General features: G+C 65.2%; 17 protein-coding genes and 2 tRNA genes. 10 read left to right on the top strand and 9 right to left on the bottom strand.

The features are described from left to right. Both O3305_RS01190 and O3305_RS01195 read right to left on the bottom strand, forming a co-directional pair. A complete protein-coding gene (locus O3305_RS01190) occupies positions 1-183 on the bottom strand; it encodes a hypothetical protein (RefSeq protein WP_269574807.1) in 183 nt (60 codons plus the stop codon). 16 nt (positions 184-199) lie between these two features. Then, a complete protein-coding gene (locus O3305_RS01195) occupies positions 200-379 on the bottom strand; it encodes a hypothetical protein (RefSeq protein WP_269574808.1) in 180 nt (59 codons plus the stop codon). 112 nt (positions 380-491) lie between these two features. On the opposite strand from O3305_RS01195, the gene O3305_RS01200 reads away from it, so the two are divergent. The 3 genes from O3305_RS01200 (at position 492) to O3305_RS01210 (ending at position 3,275) form a co-directional block, all read left to right on the top strand. Next, positions 492-576, top strand: a tRNA-Leu gene (locus tag O3305_RS01200). 71 nt (positions 577-647) lie between these two features. Beyond that, the gene (gene tig / locus O3305_RS01205; RefSeq protein ID WP_269574809.1) at positions 648-2,237 is read left to right on the top strand and encodes a trigger factor; all 1,590 of its coding nucleotides are present in this window, start codon (positions 648-650) and stop codon (positions 2,235-2,237) included. Between the two features lie 111 nt (positions 2,238-2,348). After that, entirely contained in the window at positions 2,349-3,275 is a 927-nt protein-coding gene (locus tag O3305_RS01210) for a glycosyltransferase family 2 protein (protein ID WP_269574810.1), read from the top strand. Positions 3,276-3,308: 33 nt separating this feature from the next. Here O3305_RS01210 and O3305_RS01215 read toward each other — a convergent pair whose 3' ends face one another. Continuing rightward, positions 3,309-4,337: an SDR family oxidoreductase gene (locus tag O3305_RS01215; protein ID WP_269574811.1), complete on the bottom strand. Its 1,029-nt coding sequence runs from the start codon at positions 4,335-4,337 to the stop codon at positions 3,309-3,311. Next, positions 4,334-5,623 carry a hypothetical protein gene (locus O3305_RS01220; RefSeq protein WP_269574812.1) on the bottom strand — a complete coding sequence of 430 codons (1,290 nt, stop codon included), beginning with the start codon at positions 5,621-5,623 and terminating at the stop codon, positions 4,334-4,336. The genes O3305_RS01215 and O3305_RS01220 overlap by 4 nt, the downstream gene beginning before the upstream one ends. Before the next feature lie 174 nt (positions 5,624-5,797). Between O3305_RS01220 and O3305_RS01225 the strand changes: the two genes are divergently transcribed. The 3 genes from O3305_RS01225 (at position 5,798) to O3305_RS01235 (ending at position 8,675) form a co-directional block, all read left to right on the top strand. After that, positions 5,798-6,433: an ATP-dependent Clp protease proteolytic subunit gene (locus tag O3305_RS01225; protein ID WP_184167666.1), complete on the top strand. Its 636-nt coding sequence runs from the start codon at positions 5,798-5,800 to the stop codon at positions 6,431-6,433. Positions 6,434-6,554: 121 nt separating this feature from the next. Further along, entirely contained in the window at positions 6,555-7,811 is a 1,257-nt protein-coding gene (gene clpX, locus O3305_RS01230) for an ATP-dependent Clp protease ATP-binding subunit ClpX (protein WP_184167662.1), read from the top strand. Between the two features lie 216 nt (positions 7,812-8,027). Then, complete coding sequence (locus O3305_RS01235; protein ID WP_269574813.1) at positions 8,028-8,675, top strand: hypothetical protein; 648 nt, start codon at positions 8,028-8,030, stop codon at positions 8,673-8,675. Here the strand turns inward: O3305_RS01235 and O3305_RS01240 are convergent. Both O3305_RS01240 and O3305_RS01245 read right to left on the bottom strand, forming a co-directional pair. Continuing rightward, positions 8,672-9,115 (bottom strand): hypothetical protein, encoded by a 444-nt coding sequence (locus tag O3305_RS01240; RefSeq protein ID WP_269574814.1) that lies wholly within the window; start codon positions 9,113-9,115, stop codon positions 8,672-8,674. The genes O3305_RS01235 and O3305_RS01240 overlap by 4 nt on opposite strands. Next, positions 9,112-10,548: an NCS1 family nucleobase:cation symporter-1 gene (locus O3305_RS01245; protein WP_269574815.1), complete on the bottom strand. Its 1,437-nt coding sequence runs from the start codon at positions 10,546-10,548 to the stop codon at positions 9,112-9,114. The genes O3305_RS01240 and O3305_RS01245 overlap by 4 nt, the downstream gene beginning before the upstream one ends. Positions 10,549-10,683: 135 nt before the next feature. Here O3305_RS01245 and O3305_RS01250 point away from each other — a divergent pair, with 135 nt between their 5' ends. Continuing rightward, positions 10,684-11,304, top strand: coding sequence for a hypothetical protein (locus O3305_RS01250; protein WP_269574816.1), 621 nt, complete (start codon positions 10,684-10,686; stop codon positions 11,302-11,304). Positions 11,305-11,316: 12 nt separating this feature from the next. Here the strand turns inward: O3305_RS01250 and O3305_RS01255 are convergent, their stop codons facing one another. Genes O3305_RS01255 through O3305_RS01265 form a run of 3 tightly spaced genes read right to left on the bottom strand, consistent with a single transcriptional unit; the run spans position 11,317 to position 14,300 of the window. Continuing rightward, positions 11,317-11,922, bottom strand: a complete 606-nt coding sequence (locus O3305_RS01255) for a methyltransferase family protein (RefSeq protein WP_269574817.1) — start codon at positions 11,920-11,922, stop codon at positions 11,317-11,319. A gap of 3 nt (positions 11,923-11,925) precedes the next feature. Next, positions 11,926-13,644, bottom strand: coding sequence for a M1 family metallopeptidase (locus O3305_RS01260; RefSeq protein WP_502958213.1), 1,719 nt, complete (start codon positions 13,642-13,644; stop codon positions 11,926-11,928). An 11-nt stretch (positions 13,645-13,655) separates the two neighbouring features. Next, complete coding sequence (locus tag O3305_RS01265) at positions 13,656-14,300, bottom strand: hypothetical protein (RefSeq protein WP_269574818.1); 645 nt, start codon at positions 14,298-14,300, stop codon at positions 13,656-13,658. Between the two features lie 91 nt (positions 14,301-14,391). Here O3305_RS01265 and lon point away from each other — a divergent pair, with 91 nt between their 5' ends. From lon to O3305_RS01280, 3 genes are all read left to right on the top strand, one after another. Beyond that, complete coding sequence (lon, locus tag O3305_RS01270) at positions 14,392-16,788, top strand: endopeptidase La (protein ID WP_269574819.1); 2,397 nt, start codon at positions 14,392-14,394, stop codon at positions 16,786-16,788. Positions 16,789-16,955: 167 nt separating this feature from the next. Further along, positions 16,956-17,228 (top strand): HU family DNA-binding protein, encoded by a 273-nt coding sequence (locus tag O3305_RS01275; protein ID WP_086129015.1) that lies wholly within the window; start codon positions 16,956-16,958, stop codon positions 17,226-17,228. Positions 17,229-17,327: 99 nt separating this feature from the next. Next, positions 17,328-17,402: transfer RNA gene (locus tag O3305_RS01280), tRNA-Val, on the top strand. Positions 17,403-17,443 lie beyond the last annotated feature (41 nt).

Genomic DNA, 17,443 nt, shown 5'->3' on the forward strand with positions numbered 1-17,443 from the left:
TTACTGCGCGTCCGCGTCTTGGTTCTTGACGTCTCCGGCGGTGCCGCCGACTCCGTCCGAGGCTCCGGCATCCGCCAGCGGCGAATGGCCGTTGCCGCCTTCGCCGCGCTTCACGGCATCGGCGCGCGCCTCGACGATCTGCTGGAGATCGGAGCGCGGGTCGTCACGATTGCTGTCGTTCATCCTCTCTCTCCTTGTTCTATGCGATGGGCTGGCCCGGCGCCGGGACCGTCGGGGTGGACGGCTGGGGCGAGGGCACGTCGATGTCCGGCGCCGGGGGATCGAGTTCCGGCGGCGGGCTGATCGGCTGGCCCGGTTGCGGCGCGGACGGCTGCTCGGGGGGCGGCACGGTCGGCTGGACAGGGGGCTCAACGGGCACGTTCGGTCTCCTTGTTTCGCCTGACCAACGCTTCGTGTCGCGATGAAGTTTCTTGCGCCCTTGCGATGAAGCCCCTGACTGCTATAGAGCCCGCCGACCGGCGGTGCCCTGTGCGGGCGTGGCGGAACTGGTAGACGCGCCAGATTTAGGTTCTGGTATCGAAAGGTGTGGGGGTTCGAGTCCCTTCGCCCGCACCAGCATCGCCGCTCGTTTCCCGCGTCACCGGACGCCGCGACTCCTTTTCTTGAAGTTTGGAAGCCTGAGAAAAATGCAGACTGTCGAGACGTTGAACGAGGGCCTGAAGCGCGCCTACACGCTCAAGATCACTGCCAAGGACATCGACAAGAAGGTCGATGCCGAGGTCAAGCGGGTTGCTCCGCAGGTGCGCATGCCGGGCTTCCGCCCGGGCAAGGTGCCGACCAACCTGATCCGCAAGATGCATGGCGAGGCGATTGCCCAGGACGCGCTCAACAGCTCGATCCAGGAAGGCGTGCAGAAGCTGATCGCCGACAACAAGCTGCGCCCGGCCGTGTCGCCGTCGGTGAGCCTGGAAGGCGAGTATGCGCCGGGTGGCGACGCCGAGATCAAGGTCGAGCTGGAAGTCCTGCCGGACGTCCCGACTCCTTCGATCGACGGCCTGAAGCTCGAGCGCCTGACCGTTCCGGTCAGCGACGAGGAAGTGAACGAGCAGCTCAAGCAGCTCGCCGGCCAGCAGAAGGCGTGGACCGACGCTCCGGCCAAGCACAAGGCCGCCACCGGCGACCAGGTGACCATGGACTTCGTCGGCACCGTCGACGGCGTCGCCTTTGACGGCGGCACCGGCGAGGGCATGTCGGTCGAGATCGGCACCGGCCGCCTGATCCCGGGCTTCGAGGACCAGCTCGTCGGCGTGAAGACCGGCGACGAGAAGACGATCGACGTCACTTTCCCGGCCGATTATGGCGTGGCCGACCTGGCCGACAAGCCGGCGCAGTTCGCGCTCAAGATCACCGCGGTGAAGACCGCCGGCGAGACCGAGATCAACGACGACTTCGCCAAGACGCTCGGCCTGCAGAGCCTCGAGCAGCTCACCGGCCTGCTGAAGGGCCAGCTTGAGCAGCAGCTGGGCGGCCTGACCCGCACCTATATGAAGCGCAAGCTGCTCGACCAGCTGGCCGCCGGCCATGACTTCGAGGTTCCGCCCTCGATGGTCGAGGCCGAGTTCGACCAGATCTGGCACCAGCTCCAGCACGAAGCCGAGCATGAGGCCGATCCGGCCGCTGCCAAGGCCGAGCTGGACGCCGAGCGCGAGGACTATGTGAAGATCGCCGAGCGCCGCGTGCGCCTGGGTCTTCTCCTGTCGGAGATCGGCACCGCCAACGGCGTCGAGGTCACCTCGAACGAGATGAACCAGCTGATCGCCCAGGCTGCCGCCCAGTACAGCCCGAACGATCGCGAGCGCTTCTACCAGTATGTCCGCAACGAGCCGATGGCCGCCGCCCAGCTGCGCGCGCCGCTGTTCGAGGACAAGGTGGTCGACTTCCTGTTTGACAAGGCCGAGATCTCGGATCGCGAAGTGACCCGCGAGGAGCTGGAAGCCGCGATCGAGAGCGATGACGGCTTCGACACCGGCACGCACACCCACGACCACGACAACCACAAGCCGCGCAAGTCGAAGAAGGCCGACGAAGGCGAGAAGGCCGAGAAGAAGCCGGCCAAGGCCAAGAAAGCCGACGCCGAGCCGGCTGCGGAAGCCGAGGCCGAGCCGGCCAAGAAGCCGGCCGCCAAGAAGGCACCGGCCAAGAAGGCCGAAGCGGCCGAGGGCGAGGCTGAAGCCAAGCCCGCCAAGAAGGCTCCGGCGAAGAAGAAGGCCGACTAAGGCTTTCCGCTTTGTACAAGTTCAGGCCCTCGCTCCTCGCGGAGCGGGGGCCTTTTCCTTGCGCCGTAAATTGCTGTCGAAACGCAGCCATTTCCGCCTTATGGCTGGCGCATGACCATGCCCAAAGTCGCCGTTCTCCTGCCCTGCTACAATGAAGAAGCCGCGATCGCCCAGACGATCGAGGGGTTCCGCAAGGCGCTGCCGGAGGCGACCATCTACGTCTATGACAACAACAGCCGCGACCGGACGATCGACGTCGCGCGGGCGGCGGGCGCGGTGGTGCGCAGCGAGCGGATGCAGGGCAAGGGCAATGTCGTCCGCCGGATGTTCGCCGATGTCGATGCCGACATCTATGTGATGGCCGATGGCGATGCGACCTATGACCCGGCCTCGGCTGCAGCGATGGTCGCGCGCGTGGCGGAAGAGGGGCTCGACATGATCGTCGGCACCCGCGTCCACGAGGCGGCGGAGGCGTATCGCCGCGGGCACGTGCTGGGCAACCGGATGATGACCGGCATCCTCGCCAGCCTGTTCGGTCGCAGCTTTACCGATATCTTCTCGGGCTACCGCGTCTTCTCGCGCCGCTTCGTGAAGAGCTTCCCGGTGCTCTCCGCCGGCTTCGAGATCGAGACCGAGATCAGCGTGCATGCGCTCGAGCTGAAGATGCCCGTCGGTGAGGTCGAGACCCGCTATTTCGCCCGGCTCGAAGGTTCCGAATCGAAGCTCAACACCTATCGCGACGGCTGGCGCATCCTGAAGACGATCGCGGTGCTCTACCGGATCGAGCGGCCGATGCTGTTCTTCGGCTGGATCGCCGCGCTGTTCGCGCTGCTGGCGATCGGGATGAGCATTCCGCTCGCTTTCACCTGGTTCGAGACCGGGCTGGTACCGCGTTTCCCGACTGCGATCCTCGCGACGGGGCTGATGATCCTGGCGTTCCTCAACCTGTTTACCGGGCTGATTCTCGATACGGTGGTGCGGGGGCGGCGCGAGATGCGGCGGCTGGCATATCTGGCGCAGCCCGGGCCGCTGAAATAAGATCCGTCATCCCGGCTTTCGCCGGGATGACGGTTACTGGATCAACCCCAGCTCGATCAGGCTCTTCGCGGATGCGAGGATCGCCTCCTCGTTGCTCCGAGGCTGCCAGCCGAGCAGCTTGCGCGCCTTGGCGTTGCTGGCGTTGGACTGGATGCCGAGGCGGGGTGCCGCCTCGCGGGCCATCGGGTTGAAGATCGCCATGATCCGCACCAGCCAGCTCGGCACGCGGCGGCGGGTGATGCGGGCACCGGCAGGGCCTAGGTTGGCGCGCAGCACATCCGCCATCTGCGGAATCGACATCGCCGGTCCGGCGACTGCGAGGAAGCGCTCGCCCGAAGCATCGGCATGGGTCATCGCCTCGATCTGCAGGCTCGCGACGTCGCGGACATCGACGACGCCGAACCACAGGTCGGGCAGGCCGGGCATCTTGCCCTCGATCATCGACTTCACCAGCCAGATCGAGGTCGAGAGATCGTCGTTCAGCGCCGGGCCGAAGATGCCGACCGGATTGACCACCGCCAGCTCCAGCCCCTTGCCCTCGGCCGCGACGAAGTCCCAGGCGGCGCGCTCGGCGAGCGTCTTGGATTTCATATAGGGCTGGACGGCGGGGCCGTTCACATCGGTCCAGTCCGCTTCGCTATAGTCACCGGAGCGGTTGCCATGGCCATAGCCGATCGCGGCGAAGCTGGAGGTGACGACGACGCGCTTCACGCCCGCCGCATGGGCTGCGCGCAGGACATGGAGGGTGCCATCCACCGCCGGGCGGATCAGCTCCTGCTCGTCTTCGGGCTGGCTCTGCGGAAAGGGCGAGGCGACGTGCTGGACATAGTCGCAGCCGGCCACGGCCTCGGCCCAGCCTTCGTCCTTCTCCAGATCGGCGGCGAAGAAGCTGAGGCGGCTGGTATCGGCGCCTGCCTTTTCGAGCGTGGCGCGGACCTGCGGCTCGCGGGCGAGGTTGCGGACGGTGGTGCGGACATTGTGCCCCGCCGCCAGCAGCTGGAGGATGACATGGCTGCCCACAAAGCCGGAGCCGCCGGTGACCAGGATCGTGTGCGTCGTCATTGCGCCATCATGGGTATGCGCCCGCGCGCCTGCAAGCGGGCGAAGATTCCGACGAGCAGACCGGCGGCAAGAAAGGCGAGCAGCGGCCAGACGGCATAGGCGTATCGGGGCACGGGCTGGACCAGCGCATAGGGCAGGCCGGCGAGCGCGATGTAGAGCGCGAACAGCCCGTGGAAGCGCCGGCGCCGGATCAGGCCGCCGAGCAGGCCGGCCAGGCCCAGCGCGGCGACCAGTCGGATCATGTCGATCCGCAGCGTGGGAAATGCCTCCCAGTTGGTCAGCGCGCCCTGCCAGCGATCGGGGAAGTAGAATTGGCGATAGTGCCGCAGCGCCAGTCGGGCGAAGTCGAGCGGGTTGGCGCGAATCCAGGCGCCGGTTTCCCGGGCAAGCGCGCGCGAATAGGCGACTTCCCCGCCGGCGGCGCGCAGCCGCGCCTGGGTCGCTTCATTGTCGTTGGGGTGGATCGCCTGCATCCGCGCCTGCGATTCGGCGAGCGGATCGGCGGGATCGAGCGCGCCGGGATAATTGGCGAGCGCCATTTCCAGCCCGACATTGTCGCGCAGCAGGATCGGGCTACCCATCACCTGCGCGTTGCGCAGCACCCAGGGCGCGAGGACCAGCGCCAGTGCCGCTGCGGCGGTGGCGGCGAACGCGAGGGCGCGTGGGAAGGGCAGGCGGCGCAGCGCGAGCCACGCCCAGCAGGCATCGACGGCGAGCCCGGTGGTGGGGCTGACGAAGAAGGTCGCGGCTGACAGCGCGGCGCCAACCAGCAGCGGCTGGCCCGCGATCGTCTCGCGCGGGTCCAGTGTGACGATCAGCCAGAGATTGGCGAGCGCGAGCAGGGTGGCGAGCCCGCCTTCCCAGACACGGAAGTCCGCCGCTTCCTGCACGATATGGCCGGGCACCAGGCAGAGCAGCGCAAGCCCGCCGATCAGCGCGGCAGGCTGCCAGCCGGCCCGTTCGAACAGCTTCCGGGCAAGCAGCCAGGTCGCGCCGAGCAGGGCGAGCGTCCACAGGCTGAGGATCAGGCTGGCCGCCGCCGAATCGCCGAACACATGCTCCACCGCGGCGGCGCCGACGATTGTCGTGGGCATCAGATGCGCGGTCGGGCCGGTGCCCGGTCCGAAGGCGTCGGCGAGCGTGCCGGTGCGCGCAAGGGCGGTGACCGCGCTGCTTGCCTCGCCCAGGTCGAACGGCGCGAGCAGGCCGCGCACCAGCACCAGCCAGGCGAGGCGGATCGCCAACCCCGCCATCACCAGCCAGGTCGCCACGTCACGCGTCGTCATGCGCGCGCTTCCTGCTTCGTCTCCGCTGATGCCGTGTCTCCCCTGGCCGGTGCCGGACCCGCTTGTCACAGACTAACCATAACCAAGGCTTGAACTCCGCTCGTCAAGCGCCGATGTTGCAGCGGGCAAACAGACATAATGAGACATTCACCCATGCATCCGCTTTCCGGTCAGATGACCATCGACCCCGTTACCGGCGGTCTCGTTCCCATCGTCATCGAGCAGTCGAGCCGCGGCGAGCGCAGCTTCGACATCTATTCGCGCCTGCTGCGCGAGCGAATCGTTTTCGTGACCGGCCCGGTCGAGGACCATATGGCCTCGCTCATCACTGCCCAGCTGCTCTTCCTCGAGTCCGAGAACCCGAAGAAGGACATCTGGATGTACATCAACTCGCCGGGTGGCGTGGTGACCGCCGGCATGGCGATCCACGACACCATGCAGTATATCCGTCCGCGCGTCGGCACGGTCTGCATCGGCCAGGCAGCGTCGATGGGCTCGTTCCTGCTCGCAGCCGGTGAGCCGGGCCTGCGCGTGGCGCTGACCAATGCCCGCATCATGATCCACCAGCCCTCGGGCGGTGCGCAGGGCATGGCGTCGGACATCGAGATCCAGGCCAAGGAAATCCTGCGCATCAAGCGCCGGATGAATGACCTGTACGTGAAGTACACGGGCAAGTCGCTCGATGAGATCGAGCGTGCGATGGACCGTGACACCTTCCTCGAGGCCGACGAGGCCAAGGCTTTCGGCCTGGTCGACGAGGTTTACGAGAAGCGTCCGATGCCGACGGATGGTGAGGCTCCGGCAGCCTGATCCGTCAGTAGGTACTTAAGGAGTCTGGCGTAATAGCCAGATTCCAGTTTGCCGGATAATCTCCCGCGTGTAGGATAGCGGGTGGCGTAACGTGCGCGCGACGCACGAAGGATGGAATTGAATGACCAAGCTTAGCGGCGGAGACTCGAAGAGCACGCTCTATTGCTCGTTCTGCGGCAAGTCGCAGCACGAAGTGCGCAAGCTCATCGCAGGACCCACCGTGTTCATCTGCGACGAGTGCGTGGAGCTCTGTAACGATATCATTCGGGAAGAGACCAAGTCCGCGCTCGTCAGCAAGAAGGACGGCGGGGTTCCGACGCCGCAGGAGATCTGCGACGTCCTCGATGACTATGTGATCGGCCAGAAGCGCGCCAAGCGCGTGCTGTCGGTGGCGGTGCACAACCACTACAAGCGGCTGAACCACGGCGCCAAGGGCGCGGACGTCGAGCTTTCCAAGTCGAACATCCTGCTCGTCGGCCCGACGGGCTGCGGCAAGACGCTGCTGGCCCAGACGCTGGCGCGCATCCTCGACGTGCCCTTCACCATGGCGGATGCCACCACGCTCACCGAAGCCGGCTATGTCGGCGAGGACGTGGAGAACATCATCCTCAAGCTGCTCCAGGCTTCCGACTATAATGTCGAGCGGGCGCAGCGCGGCATCGTCTACATCGACGAGATCGACAAGATCAGCCGCAAGGCCGAGAACCCCTCGATCACGCGCGACGTGTCGGGCGAGGGCGTGCAGCAGGCACTGCTCAAGCTGATGGAAGGCACCACGGCTTCGGTTCCGCCGCAGGGCGGCCGCAAGCACCCGCAGCAGGAATTCCTGCAGGTGGACACGACCAACATCCTGTTCATCTGCGGCGGTGCCTTTTCGGGTCTCGAGAAGATCATCGGCGATCGCCTGCAGGGCAAGTCGATCGGCTTCGGCGCGCATGTCGCCTCGCCGGATGAGCGCCGCACGGGCGAGATGCTCAAGCAGGTCGAGCCGGAGGATCTCCTCAAGTTCGGCCTGATCCCCGAGTTCGTCGGCCGTCTGCCGGTCATCGCGACGCTCGAGGACCTCGATGTCGAGGCGCTGATCAAGATCCTCACCGAGCCGAAGAACGCGCTGGTCAAGCAGTACCAGAAGCTGTTCGACATGGAGGGCGTGAAGCTCGGCTTCAACGACGACGCGCTTACCGCCGTCTCGAAGAAGGCGATCGAGCGCAAGACCGGCGCACGCGGCCTCCGCTCGATCCTGGAGGGCATTCTGCTCGACACGATGTTCGACCTGCCGTCGATGGACGGGGTGGACGAAGTCGTGGTCGACAAGGACGTGGTCGCCGGCACCAAGGAGCCGGTCCGCGTCTATGCCAAGAAGGAAAAGGCGGGCTGAGCGTAGCACGCTAGCTCCGGCTGGAATTTGGAAGGCCCTTTCCGCGAGAGCGGGGAGGGCCTTCTGCTATTTGCCCCTCCCGTTCCCCGGCGAAAGCCGGGGCCCAGGGTCACAAGCGAGCCGGCGGAGAAACCCTGGGCCCCGGCTTTCGCCGGGGAACTTGTACTCTTTGTGCGATGCGCCATCATGCGGCCCGATGGCGATCGGGGGCACGCTTTGACCAGCACGGACGCGCATGCCCGGCGCCGCAATGTTCGTTTCTGGCATGCCTTTGTCTGGCTGCTGGTCGGTGCGGTGGCCTATGCGGTGGCGCTGGCGGTCGCGGTGCTGCTCTATCCCGATCCCAAGGACGTGCTGGCGCCGGTGATCGGGCCCAGCCTGTATCTCACGCCGTTGTTCGGCATGCCCTATCTGTTCGCCAGCGCCCGGCAGCGCGGCTGGGTGCGAAGGGTGGTCTATTTTTCCGTGGTGCTGACTTGCGCGCATGTCGCGGCCAACTATCTCGCGTGGCGGCATGCGATGCTGAGTTACTCGTTCGAGCCGGGCACCCAGACCTGGGTGCGCGACCTGGGCACCGGGGCGGTGGGTGGCCTTGCCGGCGGCGTGCTGGCGCTGGTGCTGCTGGTGCCGCTGCGCCTGGCGCCGTTCACCGCCGCCAGCCGGGCGATCATCCTGTTCGGGATCTCGGCGCTGACGGTCTTGGGGGCATTGGGCATGGCCGAGGGGCTGCAGCTGACCAATGCGCTCGAATATGAACTCAAGTCCTCGCGCTTCGTCTTCTGGTTCGAGTGCGTGCATCTGCCCTGGCAGGCCTGTCTGGCGTTTTTCCTCGCCTGGCTGATGCGGCTCGGGCGGCGGGCCTAGTTGGCGTGATAATGGTGGAGAAGGAAGCGATTCCACCCGCGTTTCGTGCGGCTCTCCACCGCAAAGTCGAATCCCTCCCCCAAGCCGGGCCAATATGCAAAGCGCGCCAGCCCGGCCGGCATCTCCGCTTCGAAGGCGATGGCTTCCGGATGGATATCGCTGGCGTCGGCGAGCTTGCCCTGTGATCGCTTGCCGTCCGAAGTGAACGACCAGAAGGCAAGGGTGCCGTCACTGTCCTTGCCGAACAGCGCCATCTCCTCACAGCCCATGCCGCTCCACTGCGCGTCGAGCCGGATAAAGGCGCCATTCCAGATTCGCTCGAAGCGGCGGCTGCAATTGGCCTGACTCGCGGGTTCGGGGCCGCCCGGCCGTGCGGTCCAGCTGCCGATCAGCGGCGCGAGTGCGCCCAATGCGCCGCGACCCTTTCTCCAGCTGTTCATCTCTGCTTCCGCATCAACAGGGTGTAGACCACCAAGGCGATCGCCAGGCCGATGAACCAGGCCCAGGTATAGATCGCCATCCACAGCGCCCCTGCCGAGAAGATCGAAGGCACGGCGGTGGCCAGGAAACCGGGCAGGTTGGGCAGCAGGCCGGCCGCAAAGGCGATCAATGCCGCCGGGTTCCAGCCGCCGCGATAGCGATAGGCGCCGTCGGTGCGGTAGAGATCCGGGACCAACAGCTCGGTGCGCCGGATCAGCCAATAGTCGGCGATGAGGATGCCGGCGATCGGGCCGAGCAGCGCCGAATAGCCGGTGAGCCAGACGAAGATGTAGCCGCCGCTGGAGGCAAGGAGCTTCCAGGGCATCATCAGGATCGCAATGGTCGCGGTGATCATGCCGCCAGCGCGGTAGTTCACCTTCGACGGCCAGACCGATGAGAAGTCGTAGGAAGCGGAGACAAGGTTCGCGGCGATGTTGCACGAGATCGTGTCGATGCTGATCACCAGGAGGCCGAGCAGCACCAAGGGCCCCTCGAATCGGCCGGCGAGCGCGACCGGATCCCAGATCGCTTCGCCATAGATGGTCACGGTCGCGCTGGTGGTGATGACGCTGGCGAGCGCGATCAGGCCCATCATCGGCGGCAGGCCGATCGACTGGCCGATCAACTGGTCGCGCTGGGAGCGGGCGAAACGGGTGAAGTCCGGAATGTTGAGCGCCAGCGTTGCCCAATAGCCGACCATTGCGGTGAGTGCAGGCCAGAACACCGTCCAGAACTGGCCCTGCCTCGCACCGCCGGGAGCAAAGGCCGACGGTGCGTTGAAGATCGGGCCTAGCCCGCCTGCGGCGTCCACGGCCCACCAGACCAGAGCGATGCAGACCAGGATCTTCACCGGTGCCGTCCAGGTCTCGAGCCGACGGATGGTCAGCAGACCCTTGCGCACGAAGAAAAGCTGGAATGACCAGAAGGCAAGGAAGGCGATCAGCTGGCCGATTCCGATGCCGAGCAGCGGTAGCTGAGCGCCGCGAAGGTCGCTGCCGAGTGCCACGCCGAGCAGGGTGAGCAGTGCTTCGCCACCGATCCAGGTCTGGATGCCGTACCAACCGCAGGCGACCAGAGCGCGGGCAAGGGCAGGAAGCCGCGCGCCGGCGGTGCCGAACGATGCGCGGACCAGCACCGCATAGGGAATGCCGTAGCGGGCGCCGGCATGGCCGATCAGCAGCATCGGAATGAGGACGACAACATTGCCGAGCAATACCGTCAGCGCGGCCTGGACTGCGGACATGCCTTGCTCGACGAGCCCGGCTGCGAGCATCCATGCCGGCACCGCGACGATCATCCCGATCCACAGCGCGGCATAGTGATACCAGGCCCAGTTGCGCTGTTCCGGCCCGGTGGGCGCAAGGTCGCTATTCCAGAGCTTCTCGTCCGCCACGCTTCCCCCCGAAATGCCGGCTCCAACGCGCTGGAATGTCGCCCGATCTTCGCTGCGCTGCAAGATCGACTTTTGTTGACGCGACTCAAGATGAGGCGCACCCTCGCTGTATTAGCCGGATAAAGGAGTTGTCCTATGTCTGATGCTGCAATCCTCGCGGACGAAGACCCCCGCGAGTATCATTCGTCGTTCAATCTTGCGCTCGATTCCGCTGCGGGCACGGCTTTCAAATGGCTCGTCCTTGGCCATCTGTTCTTCATAGCGGCGTTGTGCGTGCTCACCTTGGCGAATGTCGCCAACGGAGCGGTGTGGATCACGCCGTTGCTTACCTTGCCCCTCGTCTGGGCCGGGCGAGGCCACAAGCTGGTGATGAAGATCGCCGTGCTGATCGTCGGGCTCACCTTCGCACATTGGGCGGCCGCCCAATTGGCGAACCAGGTCAGCCTGTCGACCGATCCGATGCGGTTCGGCCTGATCGGCGGCGGTGTCGGCTCCGGGTTGGCGCTGCTGTTCGTGCTGGGCAGCGGACTTGGCCGGCCGGGGATCGCCACGGCAATCTTCGCGGTGTTCGGCACTGCGTTGCTTGCTGGCCTCGGCGCGCTGGTCGTCTATCTCTACATGACGACCGTTACGGCAAACCAAGGCTTCCCCGGCGACTGGCTCCAATTGCTCAAGATCTATGTGCCCTGGCAAATCGCCTTCGGCTTCGTACTGGCCAAGGTGCTGCGGCCCGATGGCGGGCTGATCGAGGAGTAACCTTCCCCGGGCTCAGAGGAGCCCGGGTACGAAGCGCTTCACGCGCGCGGCATAGGCGTCATAGTCGGCGCCGAACTGTGCGCGGAGAAGCGCTTCTTCGCGCCGCACGCGCATCCAGGTCCCGATCCAGTAGAGCGGCATCGCGATCAGCAGGCCGCGCCAATGGCCGAGCGCCAGCGCCATGACGAGGATCCAGGCGAACAGCGCGACGTAGATCGGGTTGCGGATCACCGCGAAGGGCCCCCAGGTCACGAGTTGGTGATCGTCGCGGGTGCGCGCGACGATCGCCCAGTTGCGGCCCATCGCCCGCGAGGAGGCGAAGAACAGCGCCAGCACGGCGCCGGCAAGCAGCAATACCGCGATCACTTCGGCGATCGCGGGGCCGTCCGGCGCCCCGAGGATCAGCTTGAGCGGACCAAATCCCACCGCGAAAAAGGCGAGCCCCTGTACCGCTACGCCCAGCATCGAGCCCGAATCGCGTTCGCTGGTGACCTCGCTGCCCGCTGGACCGCGCCTGGCCTTCGCAATCAGCAGCATCACGATCCAGACGAGCAGGCTGCCGGACAGGATGGCGACCGCATAGACACTGGTGGGCTCGGGATGGACCAGTCCGATCATCGATCACCTCCGATAGGCGTAGCGCTGAAACGCATCGACCGCGGCCGAATATTTGAGGATGCGCGAATCCGGATCGACGATGACATGCGCCCCGGCGGGCACGGTCAGCGTCGCGGTGCCGCCCGGCATCTCGACCTTCTTCACCTTGCCGTCGATCGACACTTCCACCGGCAGCGGGAAGGGCTTGTTGTTCTGCACTTCCCACTTGAGCGTCAAGCTATCGCCCTGGCGCTGCTCGACCAGCTTCGGCAGTTGGGCCTGGTAGAGATAGACGTCGAAGAACCATTGCAGGTCCTGGCCGGTCACCTGTTTCACATAGCCGATGAACTCGGGTGTAGTCGCGAAGCGCGGCTTGAAATTGCCGGGCTTGGGATCGGTCCGGCCATAGACGAGCAGGCGCGTGGCATCGAGGAACTTGTCGTCGCCGATCAGGTTGCGCAGCGTGTGGAGGATCCAGGCGCCCTTGACGTAGATGTCCTGGCCCGGTCCGCCATTCTCCTCTTCATAGACCTGCTCCTCGGTGCGGATCTGGCCCGAGACGATCGGCGCGTGGTTGGTGATCGAGAGGCGGAAATCCTCCATCATGATCGCATAGCGCGCCTCGCCCTCGCGCCAGCGGCCATAGAGCGGCTGCATGTACTGGGCGAAGCCCTCGTGCAGCCAGTAATCGTCCCAATTGCCGGCCGACATCTGGTTGCCGAACCATTCATGGCCGAGCTCGTGCTGGAAGATCTCGTCAAAGCCCGACGGGTATTGCTTGTAGTTGTTGCCGTAGGCGTTGATCGTCTGGTGCTCCATGCCGAGATGCGGGGTCTCGGCGACGCCCACTTTCTCGTCACCCCAGGGATAGGGGCCGATCACGCTCTCATAGAAGTCGAGCGACGGCGCGAACTCGTCGAACAGCTTCTTGGCCTTCTCGTCGCGGCCCGGAAGATACCAATATTGCATCGGGATCGTATTGCCGAAGCGGCTCTTATAGTCCGCCTGGAGCAGCTTGTAGGGCGCGATCTGCAGTGTCACCGAATAGGGATTGGGGCTGCGCGCGGACCAGTTCCAGGTCGAGCGGCCATCGGCAAGCTCGTCCACCTTCACCAGCTTGCCGTTGCCGGCGGCCTTCAGCCCCTTGGGCACCGTGATGTGCAGGTCGACCGTGTCCGGCTCGCCGCGCGGGAAATCGAGGCAGGGCCAGAACAGGTCGCAGCCATAGCCTTCGGCGGTGCTTGCGATCCAGGGCTGGCGGTCCGCCCCCGGCGTCTTCGCCCAGACCATGCCGTCATCCCAGGGCGCGCGCACGGCGACGTGCGGCGTGCCGCCATAGGTGATCTTCACCACCGCCTTGCCGCCGGCCTTGAGCGAGTGGGGCAGGGTGACGGTGAGCCGCCCTTCCGGATTGCGCCAGTCCGCGGCGGTCAGCGCCTTGCCGTCCACGCTCACCGCGCTGACCGGCAGGTTCTTGTCGAGATCGATCTGCAGCGCCTTCTGGGCAATCGCGCTGGTGATGGTCAGCGTGCCGGTACCTTCGATGCGCTGCTTGTCGGGAAACACCTCGATTGCGAGATCGGCATGGTCGAGGTGCAGCGCGGCGCGTTCCGGGCTTATCGGGCCGCCCGATTCCTGCGTGGTCGGGGTGATCGGCGGCTCGCCGGGCTTGATCGTCTGCGCGCCCGCGGAAGTGGTGACAAGCGCCAGGGTGGAGGCGGCGAGGAACAGGGACGTACGGATGAGAGCCTCCTTCAGGCGAGTTCGACGTCAAAGGCGTCGATCCGGAGATCAAAATCAAATGCTTTTTGCAGCACCTGGATGCGGGCAGGCCACGCGATCCTGCTTGGAGAGCGCACGCGACCCTCGAAGATCAGCTTCTCTTCGATCGTCGGGCCTCCGTCGGGAGACTCGACCTGATAGGTGCCTGTAGCAGGGCGGCCGTCGGCGCCCAGCGTGAAGCGGATATCGGGGAATCCCTCTCTCTGTGCGATCACATCGTTACCTTCGGCGCTCAATCGTGCGCCGACGAGAAGCAGATAGCCGTAGATGCCGAATTGCTGCAGCTCGTGCAGCGCCTGGGGAGCGGGCAGGGGAGTCCGCTTTCCGGCCTGTTCCACGAACCCGCCGCTCGGTTCGACCGTCATCGTCCTGGCAGTCCAGGAGCCGTGCAGGGGCAACCAGCTACGGGAAATCGCCTGGCCAAAGGGAGTAACTCTCGTCTCGACCGCGATTTCCACAGGATTGTCCCGCATGCCAGTGTAGATGGTTGCTCGGCCATCCCACTTTAACACCCTGACGCGGCTCAATAATTTTCGTCCGCCCAGTGCTTCGATCGCCTGTTCGGCCAGGTCGGGGGCAGGAAAAATGCTTGCCCGTGCCGCAATGGGAAGCAACACTCCGCATCCTAAGAGCGTTCGCCGATTGATGCGGGCTCCGCGGCCACCATATAATGGAGGATAGGAGCCCTGTACGGGCTCAGGAGTATTCATGAAGCAGTCCTACCCCGTTCTTCCCCTTCGGGACATTGTCGTCTTCCCGCACATGATCGTGCCGCTGTTCGTGGGCCGCGACAAGTCGGTCGCCGCGCTCGAGGCAGCGATGGCCGACGACAAGGAGATCTTCCTCGTCGCCCAGCTCGATCCGGCAGAGGATGATCCCGGCCGCGAAGACCTGTACGATACCGGCGTCTCCGCCGAAGTCCTCCAGCTGCTCAAGCTGCCCGACGGCACCGTGCGCGTGCTCGTCGCCGGCAAGGAGCGCGGCTCGCTCGTTACCATGCAGGAAGGCGGCGCCTTCCTGACCGCCGAGGTCGCGCCGATCGACGACGATGCCGTCGAAGGTAGCGAGATCCAGGCACTGATGCGTTCGGTCGTCGACCAGTTCGAGAACTACGCCAAGCTCAACCGCAAGCTGCCGGCCGAGACCGCCGTGCAGCTCGGTGAGCTGGAGGACGCCTCGCGCCTGGCCGACGCGGTTGCCGCCAACATTGCCGTCAAGGTTTCCGACAAGCAGTCGCTGCTGGTCGAGACCAATCCGATGAAGCGCCTCGAGATGGTGTTCGCCTTCATGGAAGGCGAGCTCGGCGTGCTGCAGGTCGAGAAGAAGATCCGCAGCCGCGTGAAGCGCCAGATGGAGAAGACGCAGCGCGAATATTACCTCAACGAACAGCTCAAGGCGATCCAGCGCGAGTTGGGCAATGAGGGCGAGGAAGGCGATGGCGACGAAGTCGCCGAGCTGACGCAGAAGATCGCAACTCTCAAGCTGTCGAAGGAAGCGCGCACCAAGGCCCAGTCGGAGCTCAAGAAGCTCAAGACCATGGCGCCGATGAGTGCCGAGGCGACGGTGGTGCGCAACTATCTCGACGTGCTGCTGGGCCTGCCCTGGGGCAAGAAGTCGAAGCTCAAGAAGGACATCGCCGAGGCGCAGGGCGTGCTTGACGAGGACCATTATGCGCTCGAGAAGGTCAAGGACCGGATCGTCGAGTATCTCGCGGTCCAGGCGCGCACCAACAAGCTGAAGGGGCCGATCCTGTGCCTCGTCGGCCCGCCGGGCGTCGGCAAGACCTCGCTGGGCAAGAGCATCGCCAAGGCGACCGGGCGCGAGTTCATCCGTCAGTCGCTGGGCGGCGTGCGCGACGAGGCCGAGATCCGTGGCCACCGCCGCACTTATATCGGCTCGCTGCCGGGCAAGATCGTCACCAACCTGAAGAAGGCCGGTACGTCGAACCCGCTGTTCCTGCTCGACGAGATCGACAAGCTTGGCCAGGATTTCCGCGGCGATCCCGCCTCGGCGCTGCTCGAGGTCCTCGATCCGGAGCAGAACAACAAGTTCAACGATCACTATCTGGAGATCGACATCGATCTTTCGGACGTGATGTTCGTGTGCACCGCGAACTCGCTGAACCTGCCGCAGCCGCTGCTCGACCGCATGGAGATCATCCGCCTTGAAGGTTATACCGAGGACGAGAAGGTCGAGATTGCCGAGCGGCACCTCATCGAGAAGCAGATCGAGGCGCATGGGCTAAAGGAAGGTGAGTTCACCCTCACGCCTGAAGGCCTGCGCAAGCTGATCCAGCAGTACACCCGCGAGGCGGGCGTGCGTACGCTGGAGCGGGAGATCGCCAAGCTCGCCCGCAAGGCCCTGCGCAAGATCCTGGAAGGCAAGGCCGAGAGCGTGACGATCACGCCGGAGAACCTCCACGAGTTCGCCGGGGTGCAGAAGTATCGTCACGATATGGGCGAGGAAGAGAACCAGATCGGTGCGGTTACCGGCCTGGCCTGGACCGAGGTGGGCGGCGAACTGCTGACCATCGAGAGTGTCACCGTGCCCGGCAAGGGTGCGATCAAGACGACCGGCAAGCTGGGCGACGTGATGAAGGAATCGGTCGAGGCCGCATTCAGCTTCGTCAAGGCGCGCAGCCCGGTCTATGGGATCAAGCCGAGCCTGCTCCAGCGCAAGGACATCCATGTCCACCTGCCGGAAGGCGCGGTGCCGAAGGACGGTCCGTCCGCCGGCATCGGCCTGGTCACCGCGATTGTCTCGACGCTCACCGGCGTGTCGGTGCGCAAGGACATCGCGATGACGGGCGAGGTCACGCTGCGCGGTCGCGTACTGCCGATCGGCGGTCTCAAGGAAAAGCTGCTCGCGGCGCTGCGGGGGGGCATCAAGACGGTGCTGATCCCTGACGAGAACCAGAAGGACCTCGCCGAGATTCCGCAGAACATCCGTGACGGGCTGGAGATCGTGCCGGTCAAGCATGTCGACGAGGTGCTGCGCCTGGCGCTCACCGAGCCGCTTACGCCGATCGACTGGACCGAAGCCGATGAACTGGCCACCCAGCCACCGGCTGCTCCCACCGGAATGGGGGACCCCCTGCATCATTGATGCAGGGCAACCCCAGCCGTTCGCTGACCGTAACCTTTTCGTCACTTCGAGGGAAAAGCGGGCCGAAACGTTTTGACAGTCCGGGCGGCGGCGTGCTGACGTGATAGCTCGGCCTGCCGCCGCGACTCACGTATTTGTGCGAATTTCATGAGGGGGAAAGTCACGAAATGAACAAGCAAGAGCTGATCGGACAGGTCGCCGATACCTCGGGCCTTGGTAAGGGCGATGCGAGCAAGGCTGTAGAGGCCGTGTTCGATGCCATCCAGGCCGCGCTCAAGAAGGGCGATGAGGTTCGCCTGGTCGGCTTTGGCACCTTCTCGGTCAGCAAGCGCAAGGCGTCGACGGGCCGCAACCCGCGTACGCGCGAGCCGATGACCATCAAGGCGTCGAACCAGCCCAAGTTCAAGGCGGGCAAGGGCCTCAAGGACGCAGTCAACTAAGACTGCACAAAAGCGGGTTTGGGGGCTGGACAGCTGGGGCTGTGCCGCCTAAAGGCCCGCTTCCCATTTCGGCCGCAAGGGTTTTCGGACCTGGCCAATGGGCGCGTAGCTCAGTGGTAGAGCACACCCTTCACACGGGTGGGGTCGTAGGTTCAATCCCTACCGCGCCCACCATTATAAGCCCGTTGGTCCCTGTGACCGGCGGGCTTTTTGGT

Origin of the sequence: Sphingomonas sp. NIBR02145 (genome assembly GCF_027359115.1) — a bacterium.
GTDB lineage: Bacteria > Pseudomonadota > Alphaproteobacteria > Sphingomonadales > Sphingomonadaceae > Sphingomonas > Sphingomonas kyeonggiensis_A.